Raw genomic sequence first — 21,289 nt, 5'->3', positions numbered from 1 at the left:
TATCTTCGTACGTCTTTTACCGAATCACCTGACCGTAAAACCTATATTCTGTTTATACGACCTCTTTTTCAGCAAACTGACTGTTGTAAAGATTTTCATAAAATCCGCCTGCTTCTAGTAATGACTCATGCGTTCCTTGTTCAATGACACGACCTTGGTCCATGACCAAAATTAAATCAGCGTCTTTAATCGTCGACAACCGATGTGCGATGACAAAACTCGTTCGGCCGTCCATCAACCGTTTCATCGCCTGTTGAATCAAAATCTCGGTGCGCGTGTCTACACTTGATGTTGCTTCGTCCAAAATCATAATAGGTGGGTTCGAAAGTACCGCTCGCGCGATGGTCAGTAATTGTTTTTGTCCTTGTGAGATGTTATTCGCTTCCTCATTTAAGACTGTGTCATATCCATCCGGCAACGTCCGAATGAATGAATCGGCATGTGCCGTCTTCGCTGCATTCACAACTTCCATCTCTGTCGCACCCGTTTTACCGTAAGCGATATTGTCACGGATTGTCCCGTTGAAGAGCCACGTGTCTTGCAATACCATGCCAAACGTATGTCGCAAATCGTGCCGCGACATTTGTCGTGAATCTTTCCCATCGATTAATATTTCGCCTCCATTCAATTCATAGAAGCGCATGAGTAGATTGATGAGCGTCGTTTTTCCGGCGCCCGTCGGCCCGACGATGGCCACTGTTTGTCCCGTCAACACATCGAGGTTCATATCTTGAATGAGCAGGTCCTCCCCATATCCGAAGTCGACATGACGGAACGTAACATTTCCTTCCGCGCGTTCTAAGCGGTAAGTCGTCACATCCTTCACTTCTTCCTCTTCATCCAATAGTTCAAATACGCGTTCCGCAGCAGCGACCGTCGACTGGACGATATTTGCGATGTTCGCCGTTTGAGTAATCGGTTGAGTGAACTGTCTCGTATATGTGATAAACGCCTGGATATCCCCAATCGAGATAGTGCGTTGTGTCACGAGAATCCCGCCAACGACACTAATCAACACATAGCTGATGTTCCCGATGAACATCGTCATCGGCATGATGATTCCGGAGATGAATTGCGCTTTTCGTCCGGCATCATAGAGTTCCTCATTCACTTCTTCGAATTCACGAACAGCCGTCTCTTCTCGACCGAACGCCTTGACGACGGCGTGTCCAGTGTACATTTCCTCTACATGACCGTTCAATCGTCCAAGATTTCGCTGTTGATCCGAAAAATATTGTTGCGATCGTTTTAAAATAGGTCGAATCGCAAAGATAGTGAGCGGTAAGGACACAAGGGAGATGACCGTCAAAAGCGGACTGATCGACAACATCATAATTAAAATCCCAATGATGGTGACAATCGATGTAATAAATGACGTCACACTTTGTTGAAGCGTGCTCCCAATCAAGTCAATATCGTTCGTGACACGACTAAGTGTCTCCCCATTCGAGCGTCCATCATAATATTTGAGTGGCAGTCTTTCTAGTTTTTTATTGACGTCCTCCCTAAGATCATACACTGTTTTTTGGGCCACACCAGACATCAAATATTGTTGAACGTAGTTGAACAGACTGCTGATGACATAGAGACCAGCGAGTAAGGACAAAATTTGTCCGATTCGTGTAAAGTCAATCTCTGCATCAGGTACTCCCGTGAATTTTGCATAGGCACCCTCAAACAGTTCCGTGATGGCGATCCCCATAATTTTCGGACCGGCGATCATGAAAATCGTACTCAATATCGCAGCGATGAATACAGCTATCAGTGTATTTCGACGTGGTTTCAAATAAGCAAGAAGGCGATGGAACGTGACTTTGAACGCCTTCGGCTTTTCACCCATCATCATCATGTTCCCACCGCCGGGACCTCCAGGACCGCCGTGTCCGCCATGAGTTTGTCGTGTATTTCCTTGTTTCTCACTCATGCGATCTCCTCCTCAGACAATTGCGACTTCACGATTTCTTGATATACCGCATTATTCGCAAACAATTCTTCATGTGTCCCAATCCCGGCTACTTTACCTTCTTCTAGCACAATAATCCGATCAGCATCTATGATTGTGCTAACGCGTTGCGCGACAATCAATACTGTCGCGGTTCTTGTTTCATCTTTCAATGCTTTTCGCAATGCGGCGTCCGTTTTGTAGTCAAGTGCCGAAAAGCTGTCATCGAATACGTATAAATCCGGTTTTCGAACGAGCGCACGCGCAATCGAGAGGCGTTGTTTTTGTCCACCCGACACGTTCGACCCACCTTGCTCAATCATCGACTCATAACGGTCTGGCATCTTCTCGATAAAGTCACTCGCCTGTGCAATCGAGGCCGCATGTATGACTTCTTCAGCTGTCGCATCGGCTTTTCCGTATCGAATGTTCTCTGCAATCGTTCCAGTGAACAGAAGCGCTTTTTGTGGGACGAACCCGATTTTCGAGCGAAGGTCTTCTTGGGAAACGGATTGAACATCCACACCGTTCACAAGGATATGACCTGACGTCACGTCATAAAACCGTGGAATCAAGTTGACGAGCGTCGACTTCCCAGACCCTGTCCCACCAATCACCGCTGTGACTTCTCCCGGATTTGCTGAAAAACTCACATCGGATAGCGCTGGTTCTTCAGCGCCCGGATAAAAGAACGTGACATGGTCAAAGACGAGCGTGCCTTGTTCAACGTCCGCAGTCATCGTTCCGTCATCAACTAGTGACGGTTTCATCTCGAGCACTTCGTTGATCCGGTTCGCAGACACCGATGCACGCGGAATCATAATAAACATGACAGACGCCATGACGAGTGCAAACATGATTTGCATCACGTATTGAATGAACGCCATTAAATCCCCGATTTGCATGGCCCCATTGTCAATCCGGATGCCACCGAACCATATGACACCGACGACCGTCAAGTTCATCACAAGCATCATAATAGGCATAAGGAACGCCATGATCTGGTTTACTTTGATTGACACATCTGTCAATTGTTCATTCGCTTCTGTCATGCGGACTTGCTCTTCTTTTTCACGATTGAATGCCCGAATGACACGAATACCCGTTAGATTTTCTCGGAGGACGAGATTTAAGCGATCCAATCGCTTCTGCACTTTCTTAAATAGCGGCATGGCCTTCCAAAAAATCAAGAAAATTGAGATGACGAGCACTGGCATAGCTGCCACAATCACAAGGGACAATTTCGCATCTTTTGAAGTAGCCATAATTAATCCACCGACAAACATGATTGGCGCACTTACAACCATCCGAAGCATCATGATGATCACTTGTTGTACTTGTGTGATATCGTTCGTCGTCCGAGTGATCAATGAGGCCGTTCCGACGCGATCGAACTCTTCAAGAGAGAATCGCTCAACATGATTAAAGACGCGTCTCCGTAAGTCACGACCAAATCCCATCGCTGCTTTCGATGAATAAAAACTGGCCACGACGGCTGCGATGGCTCCAAGTCCCGTCACACCTAGCATGATACCTCCCATTTGCCAAATATATCCTGTTTCACCCGTCACGACCCCATTATCAATGATGTCTGCCATTAACGTTGGTAAAAATAAATCTGCCAACGATTGCGCGAACACAAACAACAAGACCATCAGAACGGCCCACTTATAACTAATGAGACGTTTCAACAACTTAATCATGACGGCATCCTCCTTCACAGTCTGTGAACCCTTCATTTAACCCATCTGCAATCTGTTGATGGGCTTCAATCATATGATGATACGTACCTTCATTTAGACGAGATAAGATTTGATTCAATTGTTGCTCGGTCCCTTCTTCTTGTTGCTCAATATCCTCAATCAAACGTTTGCCCGATGTATCAATCGTCAACACGACCTCCCGACGATTGTCGGGATTGATGTCCCGACGAATCAGTCCTTTCTCCACGAGACCATCGAGCGATTGACTCAACGTGCTCTTTGGCATCTTTGTCCGTTGAACTAGTTCCTTTTGCGAAATCGCTCCCTGTTCATTTAACATCATCAGTCCATGAAGTTGAGGTAGGGTGAGGTCATTTTGTTGTGCCGTTTGATGCATCAAACGAATTAAAACACGCTGTACACGCCAAAAGGATTGCATCATTTCCCGTGCCCGCGTTGTATTCGTCTCGGTCATACTCGTTCACTCCTTTATCGTTCCGTTTCGAATTGTTCTATTCGGAACAATTACTTATATAAAATAAATTACTCCTCTCGTGCTGGATTGTCAACGAAATTGAATGTGAATTTGCACATAAGAAAAGAGCGATGCCATCTAGCTGACATCGCTCGCCATGTATTCTCATTTATTTGGTCGACACGGTCACGATTTCCTGTAAATCAAGCGAATAAATCAAGGTCCGCTCGACACGAATATCCCAAATCGTTTCAATAGCCTCTCGATACAGTTGCAATTGAATTGCATAGCGATCCCGCAATCGATTATGTGCCTCTTCACGAGACTCAGATAAATGGACAACGGCATCTGATTTATAGTCCAAAAGGACGTAAGAGGTCCCATCAAAATACAGACAGTCGATAATCCCTTGAATCAATACATGTTCATCCGTGAACTGTCCATTCGGATTGACTCGCTCGGCCGGTACCGTGTAGGTGAATGGCAACTCTCGCCATGCGGTTCCCCGCTCGATTGCACCGGCGAGCGATTGCCCGACTTCCGTTTGGAAAAATGCCTCAACATCAGGGAGTGCGAGGCGTGCCGTCTCGGCCTCGACTGGACTAAGCATCCCTTGCATCTCCCACCGATTGATTTGATCGACAATCGGTTGGCTTGGGTCCGCTAATTGGAAAATCAAGTGTAACGTCGTCCCTCGTTCGGCACCGGTCTGTTTGACTTGACGCCATTTTGGTTCTCGGTAAGGCGTATCGACCGGTCGGACCGGGTCTTCAAAGGCGGCTTGTTCAAGTTGCATCGCCCGTTTCAATTCGGTCACTGTTTGTTTCGCTGCCGTGCGCACCGCATCTTGAGAAGGGTATGCGTAGTTCAAAGCCTGATGGACGGTACGTATCGTCACTTCTTCGTTTTGAATCGGGAAATCGATTGCTTCAAATCTTTGGACATGATGCAGTTGAGCCATCATTTCTTGCAGTGTCGCAATCTCCGCAAGATCCGGTACACCAATCATGCGGTACATCCACGAGGTCGACTCATGAAATGAAGCGGGAACTGTGAAGCCGAAGGACTCGATGAAGGTCGAAGCGCTTGGCAATCGCAAGAGCGCCGGAGCAATCCAGTCCAAGTACGTTTTCGCCTCTCGTCTCGCCTCACTAGCCAACAGCTCCCCGGATTGTTCGACCTGGAGCCACTGTTGGAGATGTTTGACCGGTTCCCCTACCGTTCCGACTAGGATCAGTTTTTCTTTCGCCCGCGTCAAAGCGACGTAAAGAACACGCATCTCTTCTGCTTTCATCGTCGCGTCTAAATCTCTTCGAATCATCTCTTTCACAAATGTTTCCGACTTTGTACGCGTCACCACATCGATTGCATCCAGTGAAATCCCGTAATGCTTGTGGAAAATGACACGTTGCATCTGATCACGTTTATTGAATTGTTTTCCGAGCTGAGCGACGATCGTCACCGGGAACTCGAGACCTTTCGATTTATGGACGGTCATGATGCGAACGACGTTCTCCTCGTCCCCAAGTGACCGTGCCTCTGACAAGTCCTCACCGGTATCCTGCAGACGGTCCATCACGCGTAAGAAGCGATAAAGGCCACGATAGCCACTACGTTCATAGGAGAGGGCGCGGTCATAGAGCGCCTTCAAGTTTTCTTGCCGTCCTTTTCCTCCAGGCAATCCACCTGAAAAGTCATAAAACCCGGTATCATTGAATAACTGTTGAATCAATTCAGACAGACTATGGTTTCGCGCATAGGTGCGCCAACGGGATAGTCGGTCGAGCATCTCTCCACATTTCACCCCAAGCTCATCATCGTCATCTGCCTTTGCTTTGAGTGCCTCATAGAATGAATCGTCGGATTCGAGTCGGATTCGTGCCAACTCACCGTCATCGAAACGGAACATCGGTGAACGAAGCGCACCTGCGAGAGGGATATCTTGTAGCGGGTTGTCAATCACTTTCAAGAGGGCAAGGATCATACGGATCTCAGTCGCTTGAAAATATCCACCATCCGAATCGGTGTAAGCCGGGATGTTGTACTGTGTCAAAATATCCATCAACTGCTCGACTCGTTCTTTTTTCGAACGCACGAGAATCACGATGTCTCGATACTCACAGTTTCGAAGTTGTCCGGTCTCTTCATCCGTCACCTTGAACGGTTCTTCTCCCGATACGAGTTCTAAGATTCGGGTTGCGATCGCCCGACCTTCTACCTCTTGCTTCGATAACTCACGACTCTCCCCGTCGACCAAAATGAATTCTGGGTCCGCTGGAATCGGTTCATACTCACGTCCCGGTACAAGTTGTGCTGCCTCGTCATATGCGATTTCGCCGACCTCTTCATCCATGAGCTGAACGAACAAGTCATTAATCCCGTGGAGGACTTCTCTGCGACTACGGAAGTTTTGAGAAAGGTCGATTCGTTTCCCTGTACCCGCTTGTCTAAAGCGCGTCGCCTTATCGATGAAAAGACCCGGTTCTGCATGGCGGAATCGATAAATCGATTGTTTGATGTCGCCCACCATGAATAAGTTCCCGACTTCCTCTCGTTCATTTGCGACCAGATTGATGATTGTTTCTTGAATCTCGTTCGTATCTTGGTATTCATCAACGAGTACCTCAGCGAATCGTTCTTTATAAAGCGCAGCAACATCGGACGGTCCCCCGTCTTGTCGTAAAATGGCGAGCGCATAATGTTCCAAGTCACTGAAGTCAACGAAAGCCCGTTCACGCTTTGCTTGCTCATATGCTTGACCGAATGTACGGACGGTTCGAACGAGTGTTTCAACGAGAGGTTGTTGCATCGAGACGCTCTCTAATAAGTCCGCCCCACTGACACGCGCCTGCTCGACCACTGTCGTCAATTTTTTCTTCGCCTGGTCGTACGCTGGTTTGAGGACCTCGTGGTAAATCTGGTGCTCCTCTTTTTTTGGAACAGCCTTCATCGTTCCAAACTTCATCGCACGAGCCGCCGTCTCGAGTTCACTCCAGACAATTGTCTCCCCTTCAAGTTGTTCAAACGGAAAAATCGCCTGACGAACATTGTCCGATTGTGGTTCATAACCGGCGACCCGAAGCTCCGCTTCAAGCTTCCGAAGTTCCCGTACCGCCTTTTCGATATCTTGCCACAACATCTGACCAAATTCGATTAAAATCGCCTCTTCGTCAGGGTCATCTCCGAACGTATACATAGATACGAGATTATCTAAATAGGCGTCTGGATTTGGGAGCGTACGCGCATAGTGGTACATTCCGAGAATCAAGTCCTCGATTTCGCTATCACCGCGATCTGACGTATACGCATCGACAAGAGAAAAGAAATCGGTATCTTGTTTCCCGTACTCCTCTTCAAGCACCTCTTCTAATACGTCGTCCTGCAACAGGACGAGGTCACGTTCTTCCGCAATCTTGAACGCCGGGTCTAAGTCTAATAGATAGTAATTCTCGCGAATCACTTCTAAACAAAATGAGTGGATGGTCGTGATGAGCGCCCGGTTCAACATCTGCCGTTGCTTCCGGACGTATTCATTCGTCGGGTCTTCGCGTAACGCCTCTTCAAGCGCCTTTGCGATGCGTCGTTTCATCTCTGCAGCCGCTGCATTCGTAAACGTAACGACGAGCATCCGGTCTGCCGTGAGCTCATCCGTCTCGTCAAGCAATCGGCTAGATAACCGCTCGACAAGGACCGCGGTCTTACCAGAACCTGCCGCAGCCGAAACGAGCACATGGCTTCCCCTCGCTTCGATCGCGGCGAACTGATCATTCGTCCATTTCACGGTCATCGCCTCCTAACTCCTGGAATACTTCTTCTTTCTCGAGCTTCTTCAATTTACGAGGCTCATTCGAGAGTGCCTCGTCAAAGTGACAAACACTTTGGTACGGACATGTCTGACAGGGCCGTCGCTCTTTATACTCATACGGTTCTACATCAATTTTGCCGTCATACATCTCCTCTGCACTCGCTTTGACGACGTCAAATGCATGATCCATCAACTGTTCGAGTTGAGGCGTCGTGACAATCTTCTTCAGCGTATTGGCATCAGGTGTGCCATCTTTTTTATATTTGACTGGGATAACGATTGATTTTTTCGACGACCCCTTCGCAGAGTGGTCCATCACCTCTAAGATTTGTGGATCGTCTACGAGCAATCCTTGCATCTGATATGACTCTAATACCTTTTGACGTGTCTCTTCTTCGGAACTCGCGGGCGGTACGAGTGGTCGATGAACATGGAAATAGAGGGCGGCAGCAGGTGCTACATTCTCTTTCGTCCATGCCTCTGCCTGTTCAATCAATACCTTCAAATAGATGAGCATCTGCATCGCCAGACCGTAGTATATTTCAGCGAAATCAACTTCACGTTTACTCGACTTATAGTCGACGATTCGAACGTAAAGCTGGTCATGGATCATCGCTGTATCGACACGATCGATGCGACCGACTAGTTCACACGTTGCCCCATTTGACAATGTAAATGATACGGGTGGGAACTGACCGCTCCCGAATGCAAGTTCAAACGCTTGTGGGTCAAAGCCATCTCGTTTCGACTGTTCAATCAACACTTCTGCCGTCTTACTGACGACGTCTGTCAATTTTTTCTTCAAATACGCGTATCGGTTCGAACTCATTAAAATGGCGTGCTGAATCTCAGGTGTCACGAGTTCCACCGCCTGCTCGGCTAGGTTCATACACTCATCTGGTGAGACATCCCGCCACTGTTTTCCATCCATTTTCACCGTCTGCGACATATGTTCGATCGTCCGGTGATAGAGGTTTCCGATATCCGGTGCTTCGAGTCGATACAATCGTCGCTCTTTCAAACGTAACCCATAACTCGCGAAATGTTTGAACGGACAAGCTTGGAATGTCTCCAGTCGCGAAACACTCGCTCGAATCGATGGCGTGTACAATGATTGTGCGACGTGGTCGTCTAGCGATTTTGGTATATTTTGATAGAACAAGGCGCTCGTCAAAAGTTGCAAGCGTTCACGTCCATCCGGGTGCTTCAACAGCTCGTTATAGACGCCAAACCACATATCTTGAATCGGATAATGACGACTTAAACGCTGAAGCTCCAGTGCCGTGACGGCTGCCGTCTGATTCACGTTCGTCAAGAAAGCGAATTGGTCCTGTGGCCGATGTTCTCCAGCTTCAGCGAAATGTGTCTTAATGACGTTTTGTTGCAGACGCGTTTTCAAATCTGCTATGAAGCGGGCCGGTTGAACGGCCTTACCCGTTCTGTCAACTAGAGCATAGCTAATATAGAGACGTTCACTTGGTACCGTCACCGCTTTATATAAGTAATACGTTTCATCATCGAATAAGTGCTCCGTCGCCTTCCCGGCACGTAGTCCATTCTCATGCATGAAATCTAAGTCATGGTCGGTCAACAGCTTGGACTGTGTCGTGACGAGAGGGATTTGATCTTCATTCGCTCCGAGTAGGAACACAACTTTTTTATCAATCAATCGCCCACGAACATAGTCCGTCACAGTCAATTGGTCAAGCGAAGGTGGGATGAGAGCATAGCGGAGACTATCCAGACCTGTATCCATCATTTGAAGAAACAGGTCTGTAGACAACGTTTCTTCTGGAGCTGCTGCTTCTAACTGCTCAAGTAAATGTAACACCGCGTCCCAAACTTGAGTATGTTCACGTGCCTCGATTAATTGTGCTTCTTCAATCGCCTCATCGCGCCAATGGGTCAGACAGTCCGATACGCCGACACGTTCTAAAAAGGCAAACATGGCGTGCGTATAAGCTTGCATTGTCTTCGCTTGCTTTAATTCTGAAAGCAATGGATCAAATGTATCGATGACTCGTGCTCGGTAACGGTTCAAGTCTGCCTCGACGTCTAGCTCTTCGCTCGTGAGTCGTGCCTCTTCGCCCATACGACGACGCAATTGCCATTCGTCATGCCAGTGATAGTGCTTGATTCCTCGCTCAATCACGAACGCTTCGAGACGATCGACGGACGTACGGCGATGTGTCGGGTCAAGGACGACGAGTTCCGTCTTCAGCGCCCGAAAGACGGGTTCCTCCCGATAGCCGCGTAAAGCAATGTCGATTGCCGCCTTTAACAGCTCGACGAGAGGATGGTCAAGCATCGGTTGCCGTTCATCAAGGAAGTACGGCAGCCCCATCTTTTGTAACGCTTGTGCTGCCAAATCTCCGTATTCCTCGAGAGAACGTGAGACAAGAGCGATGTCTCGGTAACGATATCCTTCTTCACGAGTGAGTCGAATGACTTCCCGAACGGCCGCCTCCACCTCGACGGTCCGGTCGACTGCGGCATGTAGATCAATCCGATTCTCTGAACCAGTGTAAGGTTCTGCAGTCAATTGATCGAATGTGGCCTCCAGATAACGGAGACTCGGATGCGTGTAACGATAGACGGTATCATACAGCTCGTCTCGAGAAGGGATCTGTCGTTCTGTCAACAGTTCTTTGAAACGCATGAGCGTCCGTTGTGTCGGGCCAAACAATGGATCGAGACGATACATCGAAACAGGATCAAGTGTAAGCAACACATCGACATTCACTTTTTCCGCAAGTGCGACAAGAACTGCCAATTCCTGCTCCGAAAATTCATTGAACCCGTCCACATAGACACGTACACCCGTCAAATCCGTTTCCGGCAGGATCTGCAACATGACGTTGAAATAATCTTCCGCATGGAGTGCCTTGCCTTCCGTCATCTTTAAAAATCCTTCGTAAATGATGGAAAGGTCCTGTAACTTCAAAGCACGGTGCTGCGCCTGTTCACTTAACCGCAACAAGTGCTCCGGTTCCACAAGCCCACGCTTCAACATGGAAATCAATTGATTCAATTCTTCGTAAAAGCCGAACTGATTCATCGTACGCCGGAACAAGGTCAATCGTTCCTCGCTCATCTCGACGACCCTCCGCAACAACAAATGAGTTCCGGTTTGATCTAAAAATTGATCTGTCGCGACGCCGGCATCCCGCATCATCAAGAAAGCGAGACGACGCATCGAAAGAACTTGAATACGAGTCGAACCACGAAGATCGTCTACCATTGCCATCTTCTTTTCCATTTCAAACGACATTTGATCCGGCACGATCATATAAATCGTCGGTCCGCTCGGGTTTTGCTTCAGTTCCTGAATGACCTCATCGATCATCTGCTCACTTTTTCCCGTTCCCGATCGACCAACGTGAAAGGTTACTGTCATTTTAGCGAACACTCCTTCCCTTTTTTCTTCATTATGAACCATCTCTCCTCATTTGTAGAGGGAAACCTCCCTTGAACCTTAGTCAAAAAAGTCATAACCTTCATCATTCCCATTTTTGTCCGAAATCGATTAGACTGAACGTATGAGGGGGAATATCTGTGAGTGCTTATGAACAATTTGGAGGCGAACGCGGTGTTCAACAACTTGTCGACGCGTTTTATGACCTCGTCTATGCCGACCCGATTTTACTGCCGCTCTTTCCTGAAGACAAAGACCGGGTCAAACAACATCAATTTGAATTTTTAACACAGCTGCTCGGTGGTCCAAAATTATATTCAGAACGCCGTGGCGGTGGGAATTTAGCTATGATTCATCATGAACATCCGATTTCTGAGACGCACGCCGGTCATTGGCTTGGTTGCATGGAGCAAGCACTCAAGACCGTAGATGCCCCGGAATCGATCAAGCGCCAGCTGTTTCAACGATTGATCATGTCATCTTCGAATGTTGTTCGAGTTTGCTCGCATCATTTTGAGTAGTCACAACTATAAAAAGTGGGTATGATAGGAAAGTAAGTAAAGGAGGTCGTTTCATATGACAGAAGAAGAAAAAAAAGAAGTCGTTTCATCTGAAGAAGAGGAAACGGAAGAAAAAGAAGAAACGGTAGTCCTCGCCGATGCACTTGAAGGAGCAGCCGAAGCAGCAGATGCTGAAGAGGATGAGGACGATGATGAGAAACAGCCGGAAGAGAAGAACATGGACCACATCAAAGGCGTCTTCAACTACGACCACGAAAATGGCCGTGAATATCGTGTCGTCTTTTACAATGATCGCAAAAACTTAGTGTTCCGTGAACTTGGAAACGGCAAAGTTGAATTTGTCGGCCGCTTCTCGGACGATGCATACGATGAAGAGAACGAAGAAGAAATGCGTGAACTCGGGCAACGTGAACTCGAGCGCATCCTCGCTGAACGCTTTAAATAAAAAAATCGCCGAATTTTCGGCGATTTTTTTATTTCTTCTTATTTCGTTTCTTTTTACGAAGCGCATAAGCGACACCGGCGATTCCACCGACGACCGCGAGTCCAGCAACGACCGGAACGAGTACACGTTTCGTAGGAATCATCTCTTTCACACGTTCGTATGGCGTCGGTGTGGAGAACTCTAACTGTACGGCAGTGTCTCCGTGTCCGTTCGCTCGAGCGTTACGAGACGCATCCGTCACGACCACGCGTCCCGTCGTCCAACGCCGATTGCCGTATTCGTCCACGTACGGACGACGTACTCGCTTTACATCGCGTACCATCTTTCCACGTGCACGATCGGGTCTAACGACACGCTCACTTGACCATGAGCGGCTCCCAGTCACACTGTACGCTGGTCGTACTTTGCGGCGATTGAGCCAAGTATATGAATCGTTCATCTTCAATTCCCTCCCATACTGTTCAAAACCTCTCTTCTAATTATACCCATACAACATCGCACAAAACATGTGACAAATGGTTCAAAAAAAGATGTGACACCATACGGCATCACATCTTCAAGCTAAATCATTCTGTAAATGGTTTGTCCTTATGACGACGTTTCGCCAAAATCAGGTAATAAGCCGGGACAAGCACCAAGGTTAACACAGTCGAGAATAGAATCCCTGACACGATTCCGATCGCAAGCGGTTTGAAGAGCGGATCGTCACCTAATGCGACAGGTAAAAGGGCGACGACTGCGGTGAGCGCTGTCAAGAGAATCGGACGAATCCGAGCACGTCCTGCTTCGTATACAGCGGTCGTGACCGGTAAGCCTTCACGAATACGCTGTTCGATAAACTCGAACAAGACGACCGCGTTTCGTACAACGATTCCCGCAAGTGATACCATCCCCATCGATGCCATGAAACTGAATGGCGTCTGTGTCACGAACAATCCGACGACCGCTCCAGCAATCGCGAGATAGATGGTGAACAAGACGAGTAATGGTAGTGAGAGTGAGTTGAACTGGAATGCGATAATCAAGTAAATCAAGAACAGGACGACAACAAACAATGTCGCAAGCTCTAAGAAGAACTCATTTTGCGTATCACTCGCTCCGGTCTGGTCAAATGTGATTCCTTCATCGTCTAACCCAGACTTCGCATCTTCCAACACTTGCTCGACATCTTGCTTGAACGCATCCTCGTCCATACCCTCACTCGCATAAATTTGGAGTGTGACCGAACGTTCCCCGTTCTCGCGAGGAATCTGTTGAATTTGTTCCGTTGTCGTCTCCGTCACAAACGTGCTGAGTGGAGCAACGGGTGGACCTGCTTCTGTTTCAACAGGAACTAAAATCTCGTCAAGGGCGAGTGCTTCGCGGTTCGCCTCAGCATCGATGACGATTTTCACGTCACGTTGTTCCACCCCGTCATCGAATGTACCAATCGGAACCCCGTCTGTGACGAGACGAATTTGGTCACTGATTGTTTTGGCCGTCACGCCGGCCTGTGCCATTTCCTCACGATTCAATTCGTATGTGAGTGTTTGGAACGGTTCTTTAATATTATCGAGGACAATCGCCCCATCAATTTCTTCCAAGTCGGCCTTCACTTGGTCACGTGCAGCCACGAGCTGATCAATCGTTTCACTTCGCATCGTGAATTCGACAGGTGCCGACGCAGGAGGTCCTTGCTGTTGCGTGTCTAAGAAGATTTCGGCATCAGGATATTCTTCACGCAACTCGTTCGTATATTGATCAATCAATTCGATAGCATCGATTGAATCATTATCGACACGTACGATGACTTGTCCTGAGTTTTCACCGGATTGATCGAGTCCGCCCGTGAATAGACCAGGAAGTCCACCTCCCGCAAAGATGGATGTCTCGACGACACCTTCCTCCTCTTGGAACCTCGCTTCGATTTCTTCAAGACGTGCTTCTGTTTCTTCTAAAGTCGTTTGTACCGGGAACGTCACACTCGTCACGACTTCTGGACGGTTTGCGGCCGGGAAGAACTCGAACGGCGTGAGTAAAATCAATCCATATAAAGCTGTCGTAATGACAAATCCTACAATCCCAAACGTCCATGGACGTTTCGCTACACTCGGTAAGAGGCGGTCGGCATAGAAATTACTGAGTCGGTTGAGCGGTCCACCGAGCCAACCCGGTTCACGTTTCGACACTTTCACTTCTTTACGGTTCAAGCGATACTGTGCAATCGGCACGAGCGTCAAACTGATGACCATCGATGCTAGAACAGAGAGCGCAAGGACAGTCGGTAAGGCACGAATGAAGTTTCCGTTCGCTCCAGACAGCAAAGTGAGCGGGAGGAATGCGAAAACAACTGCAAGTGTTGACGTGACAATCGAGCCCCATACTTCTTTCGTTCCACGGACCGCCCCGACCATCGCAGAATCTCCGCTTCGATATCTCCTTAAAATATTGTCGTTGACGACAATCGCATCATCGACCAAGATCCCCAAGGCGATGATTGCCCCGATAATCGAGATTTGGTTTAAATCAACCCCAGTAAACTGTAATGGAATCAAGGCGATTAAAAATGACAACGGAATTGCCAGACTGACGATAATTGAGCCAGAGAACGTGAGACCAATCGTCGTCACGGCAATGACGGCGATGATGGCGATAATGAATTCACGTGTCAATGAAGAGAAGATTGCATCGACCGCTTTCGCCTGCTCATAATATGGAACGAGATCAAACCCGTCTAAATCACCGAGTCCATCCTCGACCACATCGTTGACACGATCTTGCATCGTCGGAATATCCAACCCTGATTCAATCGGAACTGTAATCGAAACAGCCGGCTTTCCGTCTACAGAAACGAGATCGGTTACACCTTCTGCTGTCTCTTCGACCGTTCCGACATCTTCTAGTAAGACCGCTTCTCCGTTGAATGACCCAACGATCACTTGCTCCATGTCGTCTACATTCGTCAAGTTGTCAATCGCTAGTTGGTAGATGTCTTCATCGGTCGATTGACGACCGAGCGGTGTCGTTTTGTATTCTTCGTTGATGGCCGTCAAGACATCCGGGAAGGCAAGCTGACGTGAACTCAGCTCTTCAGAGTCGAGTGACACAACGTATTCCTGCTCTGGTAACCCCTTGATGGTGACTCCTGTCACGCCATCTGTTCGAAGAAGTTTCGATTCTAATTGTTCGATGTCTGATCGTACATCCTCGAATGATGAACGATCATCTGCTGTCAATAAGTACGATGCGACCGGCAACTGACCGAGCGAGTCATTGACCGTTGGTGCGAGCGCGTTCTCAGGAAGTTTAGGTGTCGCATCCGACAAGGCTTGTCGGACGTTCGCCTGAAACTCTGCTTGGTCGGTCCCGTCCGCATATTCGACCGTGATGTTTGAGAACTCTGAAGCCGAGATCGACGTCACATTCTCTACACCCTCTAGACTACGCAGTTCTTCCTCTAATACACCGGTAACATTTCGTTCAACTGCTTCTGCTGTTGCACCAGGATATGGCGTTTGAACGAGCACGATATTGATTCCCGTTTCTGGAATCTCTCGCTTAGGCAGCTGGAAGAACGTCAGCACACCTACAACGATTGCGACGAGAAGAAACACGATGACTAGTTTCCCTCGCTCAATCATTTTTTCAAAAAACATAAAAACCCCTCGCTTTCGGAAGATGTGCAAATACACATATGATATCTCTTCTTCATCATAGAGGGGTTCTTCATTGAATTCAATCCTTAAGCGTGCTGCAATGTGCTGTCATGGAAACGTTTTTGAAACGCGTACGATAATTCGATTGACCGTTGTTTCTGTCTCGACACCGTATGGTCGGAAACTTGAACTTTAACCGACTCGCCCGTCAGAAATTGAATGAGCGTCTGTTTTCCGTCTTTCTTGATGGCCGTCACGTGCTGAAAATTGATCCATGCACAGTCTGGACTTTCCTTTGCAATCGTCGGAAAGAAAACCGCGTCCGCGTGCCAATCCATCACGACAGGTGTCTTTCGATGCGGGCCGAGCACATGTCGAGCTGCTTCAATCCGACCTTGAATGCTCGATCCGTAGTACAAACACGCATGTTCAAGATTGTCGATTGGTGACCCTTTCACTCGCATCACACCTTCAGGTTGATACACAAGTGTCTCCGCTTCTCCAAACTCGTTAAATACAGGAATTAAAGCTCTCGTTTCATTGGTCAATCTACTCATCTTTTCATCCCCCATAACGTATGTAATGACTTACATGTCATTCATACCAGGATTTTGTCCGTCCCGCAAATCGGCTTTCGTCTATTTCCCATGAAAAAACCAGCCGTTTCTTGGCTGGTTTTGAAAATCAAACGTCAGATTTTAAAAGATGGTTCGGTTTGAGTCTTGGAAAGTAAAATCGTACTGCTGTTCCGTCTCCTGTATTTCGTAGGGAGACCTCCCCTGTGTGAAGTGTCACAATTCGTTGCACGATGAACAAACCTAGCCCGAACTTCCCTTGTTTCCCACGAGAAAATTGATGGAACAAATCCAAGCTCTCATCAACCGGTGGTCCGTCGTTAAAGATGGTGATTTCCACACCGACATCATCTTGATGTAGGTCAATCCGGATGCATGATTCCGCATAGCGGAGTGCATTGTCGAGCACGTTCTCGAACGCAACCCGAATCTGTTCACCATCGCCAAGCATCTCGCCGCCTTCACCATTGATTTCCCAGTCGAGCTGACCTCTTAGCTTAAAGCGCGCGACAAGTAGTTCCATCAACTTATCGAGATTGATTGGTTCGAGTTTTGTCTCCTGCCCTTTGAAATATTCAAGTTTCGTGACGTATAACAAATCGACGACTTTCTTTTCGAGTCGAGATGCTTCCTCATCTATAACCTCGGCAGAGCCTTTCAAGTCCCCCGTCGGATAGATGCCGTCCCCAATTGACTGGGCATAACCACGAATGACCATAATTGGCGTTTTTAAATCATGTGATATGTTTTGAAGCAACGCCTGTTGTGCCAGGTCTTGCTCTTTCAATTCTTTCCGCATGGCATCAATCGAATGGGCCAATTGGCCAAGCTCATCTTGACGATCTAACGGGAGAGCCGTCTCCCACTGTCGATTTGAAATCTTCTCAACGGCCCGTTCCATCTCCACAATCGGTTTCGTCAATTGACGTGACATCCATAATGCCGGAATAAGTGATAACAGGCTGATGATGCCAATCAGAATCGATATTCGCCAATATAACGTCGACACCAGCTCCCGACGATAGGCATCCCAGGCGTAGGAGGCCTGATACACAATCGTTCCATCATATTCATTTTGACGAATGATGTAATAGACGTCTTCCCCATCAATCGTCGTCTGATACCGCTCGACTTGTCCACTTTGATTCAACGCTTCCTGGTACATGCGGTTCGTCAATTCAAGCGGCGCCGACCCATAGATGATTCGTCCGTTCGGGAGAAAGATCAATTGGTTGACCGAACGGGATTCCTGTTGCCGCCGGTCGTACTCGATCGGGTTTTGGGGATAGTTCTCTAACTCGTTCGTATTGCCTAAATAGTAGTCCACGTCTCGTAACGTCTCATATACCTGTTCATCGATAAACTGAGTGATAGATGAGCGGATCGTAATCAAAATCATGAGCGCGAGCGTCACGATAATGAGTAAGATGAGCACCCAAATCTTCCACATGAGTCGCTTCGGCTTGAGCGCGTCCATCATGGTCTAACGAGACGGTAACCGATACCGTAAAGTGTTTCGAGCTCGAGACGATGTAATTTCTTCCGGACACGGCGCACCAAGTCATCGACGACGCGGTCCGACCCGAAATAGTCATTCCCCCAAACCCCTTCTAAAATCTGTTCCCGTGACAAGGCCGAACCGGGATATTCTAAGAATAAAAGAAGTAAGTCAAACTCTTTTGACGTCAAATCAATCTCTTCGTCTCCGTGCTTGATAAGGCGTTTATCCGGATAGATTGTATATTCTCCGTATTCGATATGCTCGTTCGATTTCGAACCGTAGACACGGTCAATCAATTTTTTGACACGAATGACGAGCTCCCTCGGGAGGAACGGTTTGGCGATGTAGTCATCCGAACCCATCTCGAGTCCGATGATTTTGTCGATATCCTCGTCGCGCGCCGAGATGAAAATCGTCGGCGTATTCGCATTGACAGCTTTGATTTGTTTCAACAATTGGAACCCGTCCAAGTCCGGCAACATGATATCAAGCACCCACAAATCCGGTTGGTCCGGAATCGCTTCTTGTGCAGATATCCCGTCCGCAAACGAGCGCACGTTGTATCCTTCCTGTTCTAAATACGTGACGAGCATTTTATTTAAGTTTGCTTCATCGTCGACTAAGTAGATTGTATACATTCAAGTCACCTCAACACGTTTTTTCTCATCATATCAAACAATTGTCGTGAAATGATGGGAAAGAAATGAAGTCAAAGAAAAAAGAAGGCAACGGAATCGCACCTTCTTCACCGTACTGAATTCGTTCGTAATTGTTGCGTCAAAAATGCTGCGCCCCCACTAATCAACGCCAATACTCCACTGATCATGATCATTTCCATGATATCCGCCTCCCGTTGATACCGATTCTCATTATCAACTTAAATATAGCATACATCTTATCCGTTGAATACCACAAAAAAAGTCCCGATTTCACTCGGGACTTACCATGATTATGCTTTTACGTCATATCCTTGTTCTTCGACTGCTTCCACCATCGCTTCAAGTGAAACAGAGTCTTGGTGAATCACATCGACCCGATGCTCTTGGAGCGATACCGTCGCTGATTCGACACCGTTCAATTCATTCAATGCTCCCTCCACTGCCGCTTTGCAGTGATTACATGTCATTCCTTCTACTGTTAAAGTTGTTTCTTTCATGATGATCCTCCTTGAGTTTTTAATCTTAATGCGTTCAAGACGACAGATACCGAACTGAACGCCATCGCTGCACCGGCAATCCATGGGGCAAGTAATCCAGCTGCCGCAACCGGTATGCCAAGACTATTATAGGCGAGGGCCCAAAACAGATTTTGACGAATGTTTTTCATCGTCAAGCGGCTCATATTCATCGCCCGACTCACGCCTTCAATGTCTTGCCCTACAATTGTAACATCCGCCGCCTCGAGAGCGACATCTGTGCCACTTCCGAATGCGATGCCGACGTCTGCCACCGCAAGGGCAGGGGCATCGTTCATGCCATCCCCTACCATAGCCACACGACCGGATTGCTTCAATTGTTCGATCTGATCTGCCTTCTCGACAGGAAGTACTTCGGCGATGACTTGACGATTCGGTATGCCGAGTTCGTCGGCAATCGCATATGCGACTTCTTTCCGGTCTCCGGTCAAAACATACACCTTGCGGGTTTGACTGAGTGCCTGCACAACATCACGACTTTTCGGCTTCAATTGATCTTGTAGTCCGAACGCCGCGACAATTCCGCTCTCATCCGCGACATAGACCGGGGTCATCGCCCGCATCGACCAATCCGGCAATTTGTATCCGAGTTCCTCCATCATTCGGACAGACCCGATGGTGAGTTCTATCCCATCAACGACCGCTTTGACACCTCGTCCGGCTAACTCTTCCACTTTCGTCACGACACCATCGCCTGCTTCACGACCAATCGCAGCTGCCAAAGGATGCGTCGATTGCCGTTCTGCCATCACAGCCCGTTTGAGGACCGCTTCGTCTCCGAATGTTTCGACCACTTCCGGCGTTCCGTTCGTCAATGTCCCAGTCTTATCAAATACAACGATATTCGCTTCATTTAGCGATTCAAGTTGCCCTCCACCTTTAAACAAGACACCTTGTTCCGCCGCTCGTCCCGTCCCGACCATGATGGATGTCGGCGTCGCCAAACCGAGCGCACACGGACACGCAATGACGAGTACAGCAATCGACGCCCGAATCGCCGTATCGATATCGTTCAAGAGAAACGCCCATACTACGAACGTGACGACACTGATTGCTACGACGACTGGCACAAACACACCGGAGATGCGGTCGGCCTGCCGTTGAATCGGTGCCTTGTCGGTTTGCGCCTGCTCGACGACGCGTACAATTTGAGCGAGCATCGTTTCTTTACCGACACGTTCCGCCCGCATGAGAATGCGATGGGACTGATTGATCGTCCCGCCGACGACTTCGGCGTCGACCGTCTTCTCCGCTGGAATCGATTCTCCTGTCAACATCGATTCATCAATAACTGTCTCTCCATCAATGATTCGTCCATCGACCGGAATTTTCTCTCCCGGACGCACGACGAGAACGTCTCCTACTTTGACGAGTTCAACGGCAACAGACCGTTCTTCACCATCGACAAAGAGGATCGCCTCTTTCGCCTGAAGCGATAAGAGTGATTTCAACGCATCGGTCGTCTTCTCTTTCGCCCGTCCTTCTAACCACTTCCCAAGTAAGACAAGCGTGATGAGGACTGCACTTGTTTCAAAATAAAGATGTGGATTCATCGGGTGTACAATCATTTCAAAGATGGAATAAAAGTATGCGGCAGACGTCCCCGTCGCGACGAGCACGTCCATGTTCGCCGATCCGCTCTTCAAACTCTTATACGCACCTTGATAAAACTGTGCGCCAATCCAAAACTGGACAGGTGTCGCAAGGGCGAATTGCCACCAGGGACTCATCAACCAGTCGGCTTGGAACCCGAGACCCGGGATATGAGTCAACATCACCAATAGAAGTGGTGCCGACAACAGCGCAGAGATGATGACCTTACGTTGTAAAGGACGTAAATCATGCGAGGGCGCCATCTCGACTTTCGGTTCAGCACCGTATCCAATCTTCTCGATTCGAGCAATCAGCTCTTCTTCCGTAATCCCTTCATCGACACGAATCGTGGCTGTTTCAAGCGGAAGGTTGACCGTCGCTTCGACTCCGTCCATCTTATTCAACACTTTTTCAATTCGAGCCGAACACGCCGCACAAGTCATACCTTGTATGGATAACTCAACGGTTTTCATGAAATCCCTCC

At 48.2% G+C, this 21,289-nt stretch carries 14 protein-coding genes; 2 read left to right on the top strand and 12 right to left on the bottom strand.

All coding sequences use genetic code 11. The features are described from left to right. Positions 1-52 precede the first annotated feature (52 nt). From KNO95_RS00370 to addB, 5 genes are all read right to left on the bottom strand, one after another. Positions 53-1,924: an ABC transporter ATP-binding protein gene (locus KNO95_RS00370; protein ID WP_026826646.1), complete on the bottom strand. Its 1,872-nt coding sequence runs from the start codon at positions 1,922-1,924 to the stop codon at positions 53-55. Beyond that, on the bottom strand, positions 1,921-3,645 hold the full coding sequence (locus KNO95_RS00365; protein ID WP_026826647.1) for an ABC transporter ATP-binding protein: 1,725 nt from the start codon (positions 3,643-3,645) through the stop codon (positions 1,921-1,923). The genes KNO95_RS00370 and KNO95_RS00365 overlap by 4 nt, the downstream gene beginning before the upstream one ends. Next, positions 3,638-4,120 carry a MarR family winged helix-turn-helix transcriptional regulator gene (locus KNO95_RS00360; protein WP_026826648.1) on the bottom strand — a complete coding sequence of 161 codons (483 nt, stop codon included), beginning with the start codon at positions 4,118-4,120 and terminating at the stop codon, positions 3,638-3,640. The genes KNO95_RS00365 and KNO95_RS00360 overlap by 8 nt, the downstream gene beginning before the upstream one ends. A gap of 169 nt (positions 4,121-4,289) precedes the next feature. Then, complete coding sequence (gene addA / locus KNO95_RS00355; RefSeq protein ID WP_026826649.1) at positions 4,290-7,907, bottom strand: helicase-exonuclease AddAB subunit AddA; 3,618 nt, start codon at positions 7,905-7,907, stop codon at positions 4,290-4,292. Next, complete coding sequence (gene addB, locus KNO95_RS00350) at positions 7,885-11,322, bottom strand: helicase-exonuclease AddAB subunit AddB (protein ID WP_026826650.1); 3,438 nt, start codon at positions 11,320-11,322, stop codon at positions 7,885-7,887. The genes addA and addB overlap by 23 nt, the downstream gene beginning before the upstream one ends. A 158-nt stretch (positions 11,323-11,480) precedes the next feature. Here addB and KNO95_RS00345 point away from each other — a divergent pair, with 158 nt between their 5' ends. After that, positions 11,481-11,861 carry a truncated hemoglobin gene (locus tag KNO95_RS00345; RefSeq protein ID WP_051545992.1) on the top strand — a complete coding sequence of 127 codons (381 nt, stop codon included), beginning with the start codon at positions 11,481-11,483 and terminating at the stop codon, positions 11,859-11,861. A gap of 55 nt (positions 11,862-11,916) precedes the next feature. Then, on the top strand, positions 11,917-12,306 hold the full coding sequence (locus KNO95_RS00340; RefSeq protein ID WP_026826652.1) for a hypothetical protein: 390 nt from the start codon (positions 11,917-11,919) through the stop codon (positions 12,304-12,306). Between the two features lie 28 nt (positions 12,307-12,334). On the opposite strand, the gene KNO95_RS00335 is transcribed toward KNO95_RS00340, so the two are convergent. The 7 genes from KNO95_RS00335 to KNO95_RS00305 form a co-directional block, all read right to left on the bottom strand. Further along, positions 12,335-12,745, bottom strand: coding sequence for a hypothetical protein (locus KNO95_RS00335; protein WP_026826653.1), 411 nt, complete (start codon positions 12,743-12,745; stop codon positions 12,335-12,337). 127 nt (positions 12,746-12,872) lie between these two features. Next, the gene (locus KNO95_RS00330; protein ID WP_214878104.1) at positions 12,873-15,941 is read right to left on the bottom strand and encodes an efflux RND transporter permease subunit; all 3,069 of its coding nucleotides are present in this window, start codon (positions 15,939-15,941) and stop codon (positions 12,873-12,875) included. An 86-nt stretch (positions 15,942-16,027) separates the two neighbouring features. Continuing rightward, on the bottom strand, positions 16,028-16,498 hold the full coding sequence (locus tag KNO95_RS00325) for a competence protein ComK (RefSeq protein ID WP_026826655.1): 471 nt from the start codon (positions 16,496-16,498) through the stop codon (positions 16,028-16,030). A 127-nt stretch (positions 16,499-16,625) separates the two neighbouring features. Next, the gene (locus KNO95_RS00320; RefSeq protein WP_235181860.1) at positions 16,626-17,966 is read right to left on the bottom strand and encodes a sensor histidine kinase; all 1,341 of its coding nucleotides are present in this window, start codon (positions 17,964-17,966) and stop codon (positions 16,626-16,628) included. A gap of 26 nt (positions 17,967-17,992) precedes the next feature. Beyond that, entirely contained in the window at positions 17,993-18,655 is a 663-nt protein-coding gene (locus KNO95_RS00315; RefSeq protein ID WP_026826657.1) for a response regulator transcription factor, read from the bottom strand. A gap of 311 nt (positions 18,656-18,966) precedes the next feature. Beyond that, complete coding sequence (gene copZ / locus KNO95_RS00310) at positions 18,967-19,173, bottom strand: copper chaperone CopZ (protein WP_015880952.1); 207 nt, start codon at positions 19,171-19,173, stop codon at positions 18,967-18,969. After that, entirely contained in the window at positions 19,170-21,278 is a 2,109-nt protein-coding gene (locus KNO95_RS00305) for a heavy metal translocating P-type ATPase (RefSeq protein WP_026826658.1), read from the bottom strand. The genes copZ and KNO95_RS00305 overlap by 4 nt, the downstream gene beginning before the upstream one ends. Positions 21,279-21,289: the final 11 nt, after the last annotated feature.

Origin of the sequence: Exiguobacterium sp. ERU653 (assembly GCF_018617775.1) — a bacterium.
GTDB lineage: Bacteria > Bacillota > Bacilli > Exiguobacteriales > Exiguobacteriaceae > Exiguobacterium > Exiguobacterium marinum.
This window is presented reverse-complemented; position numbering and strand designations above follow the sequence as displayed.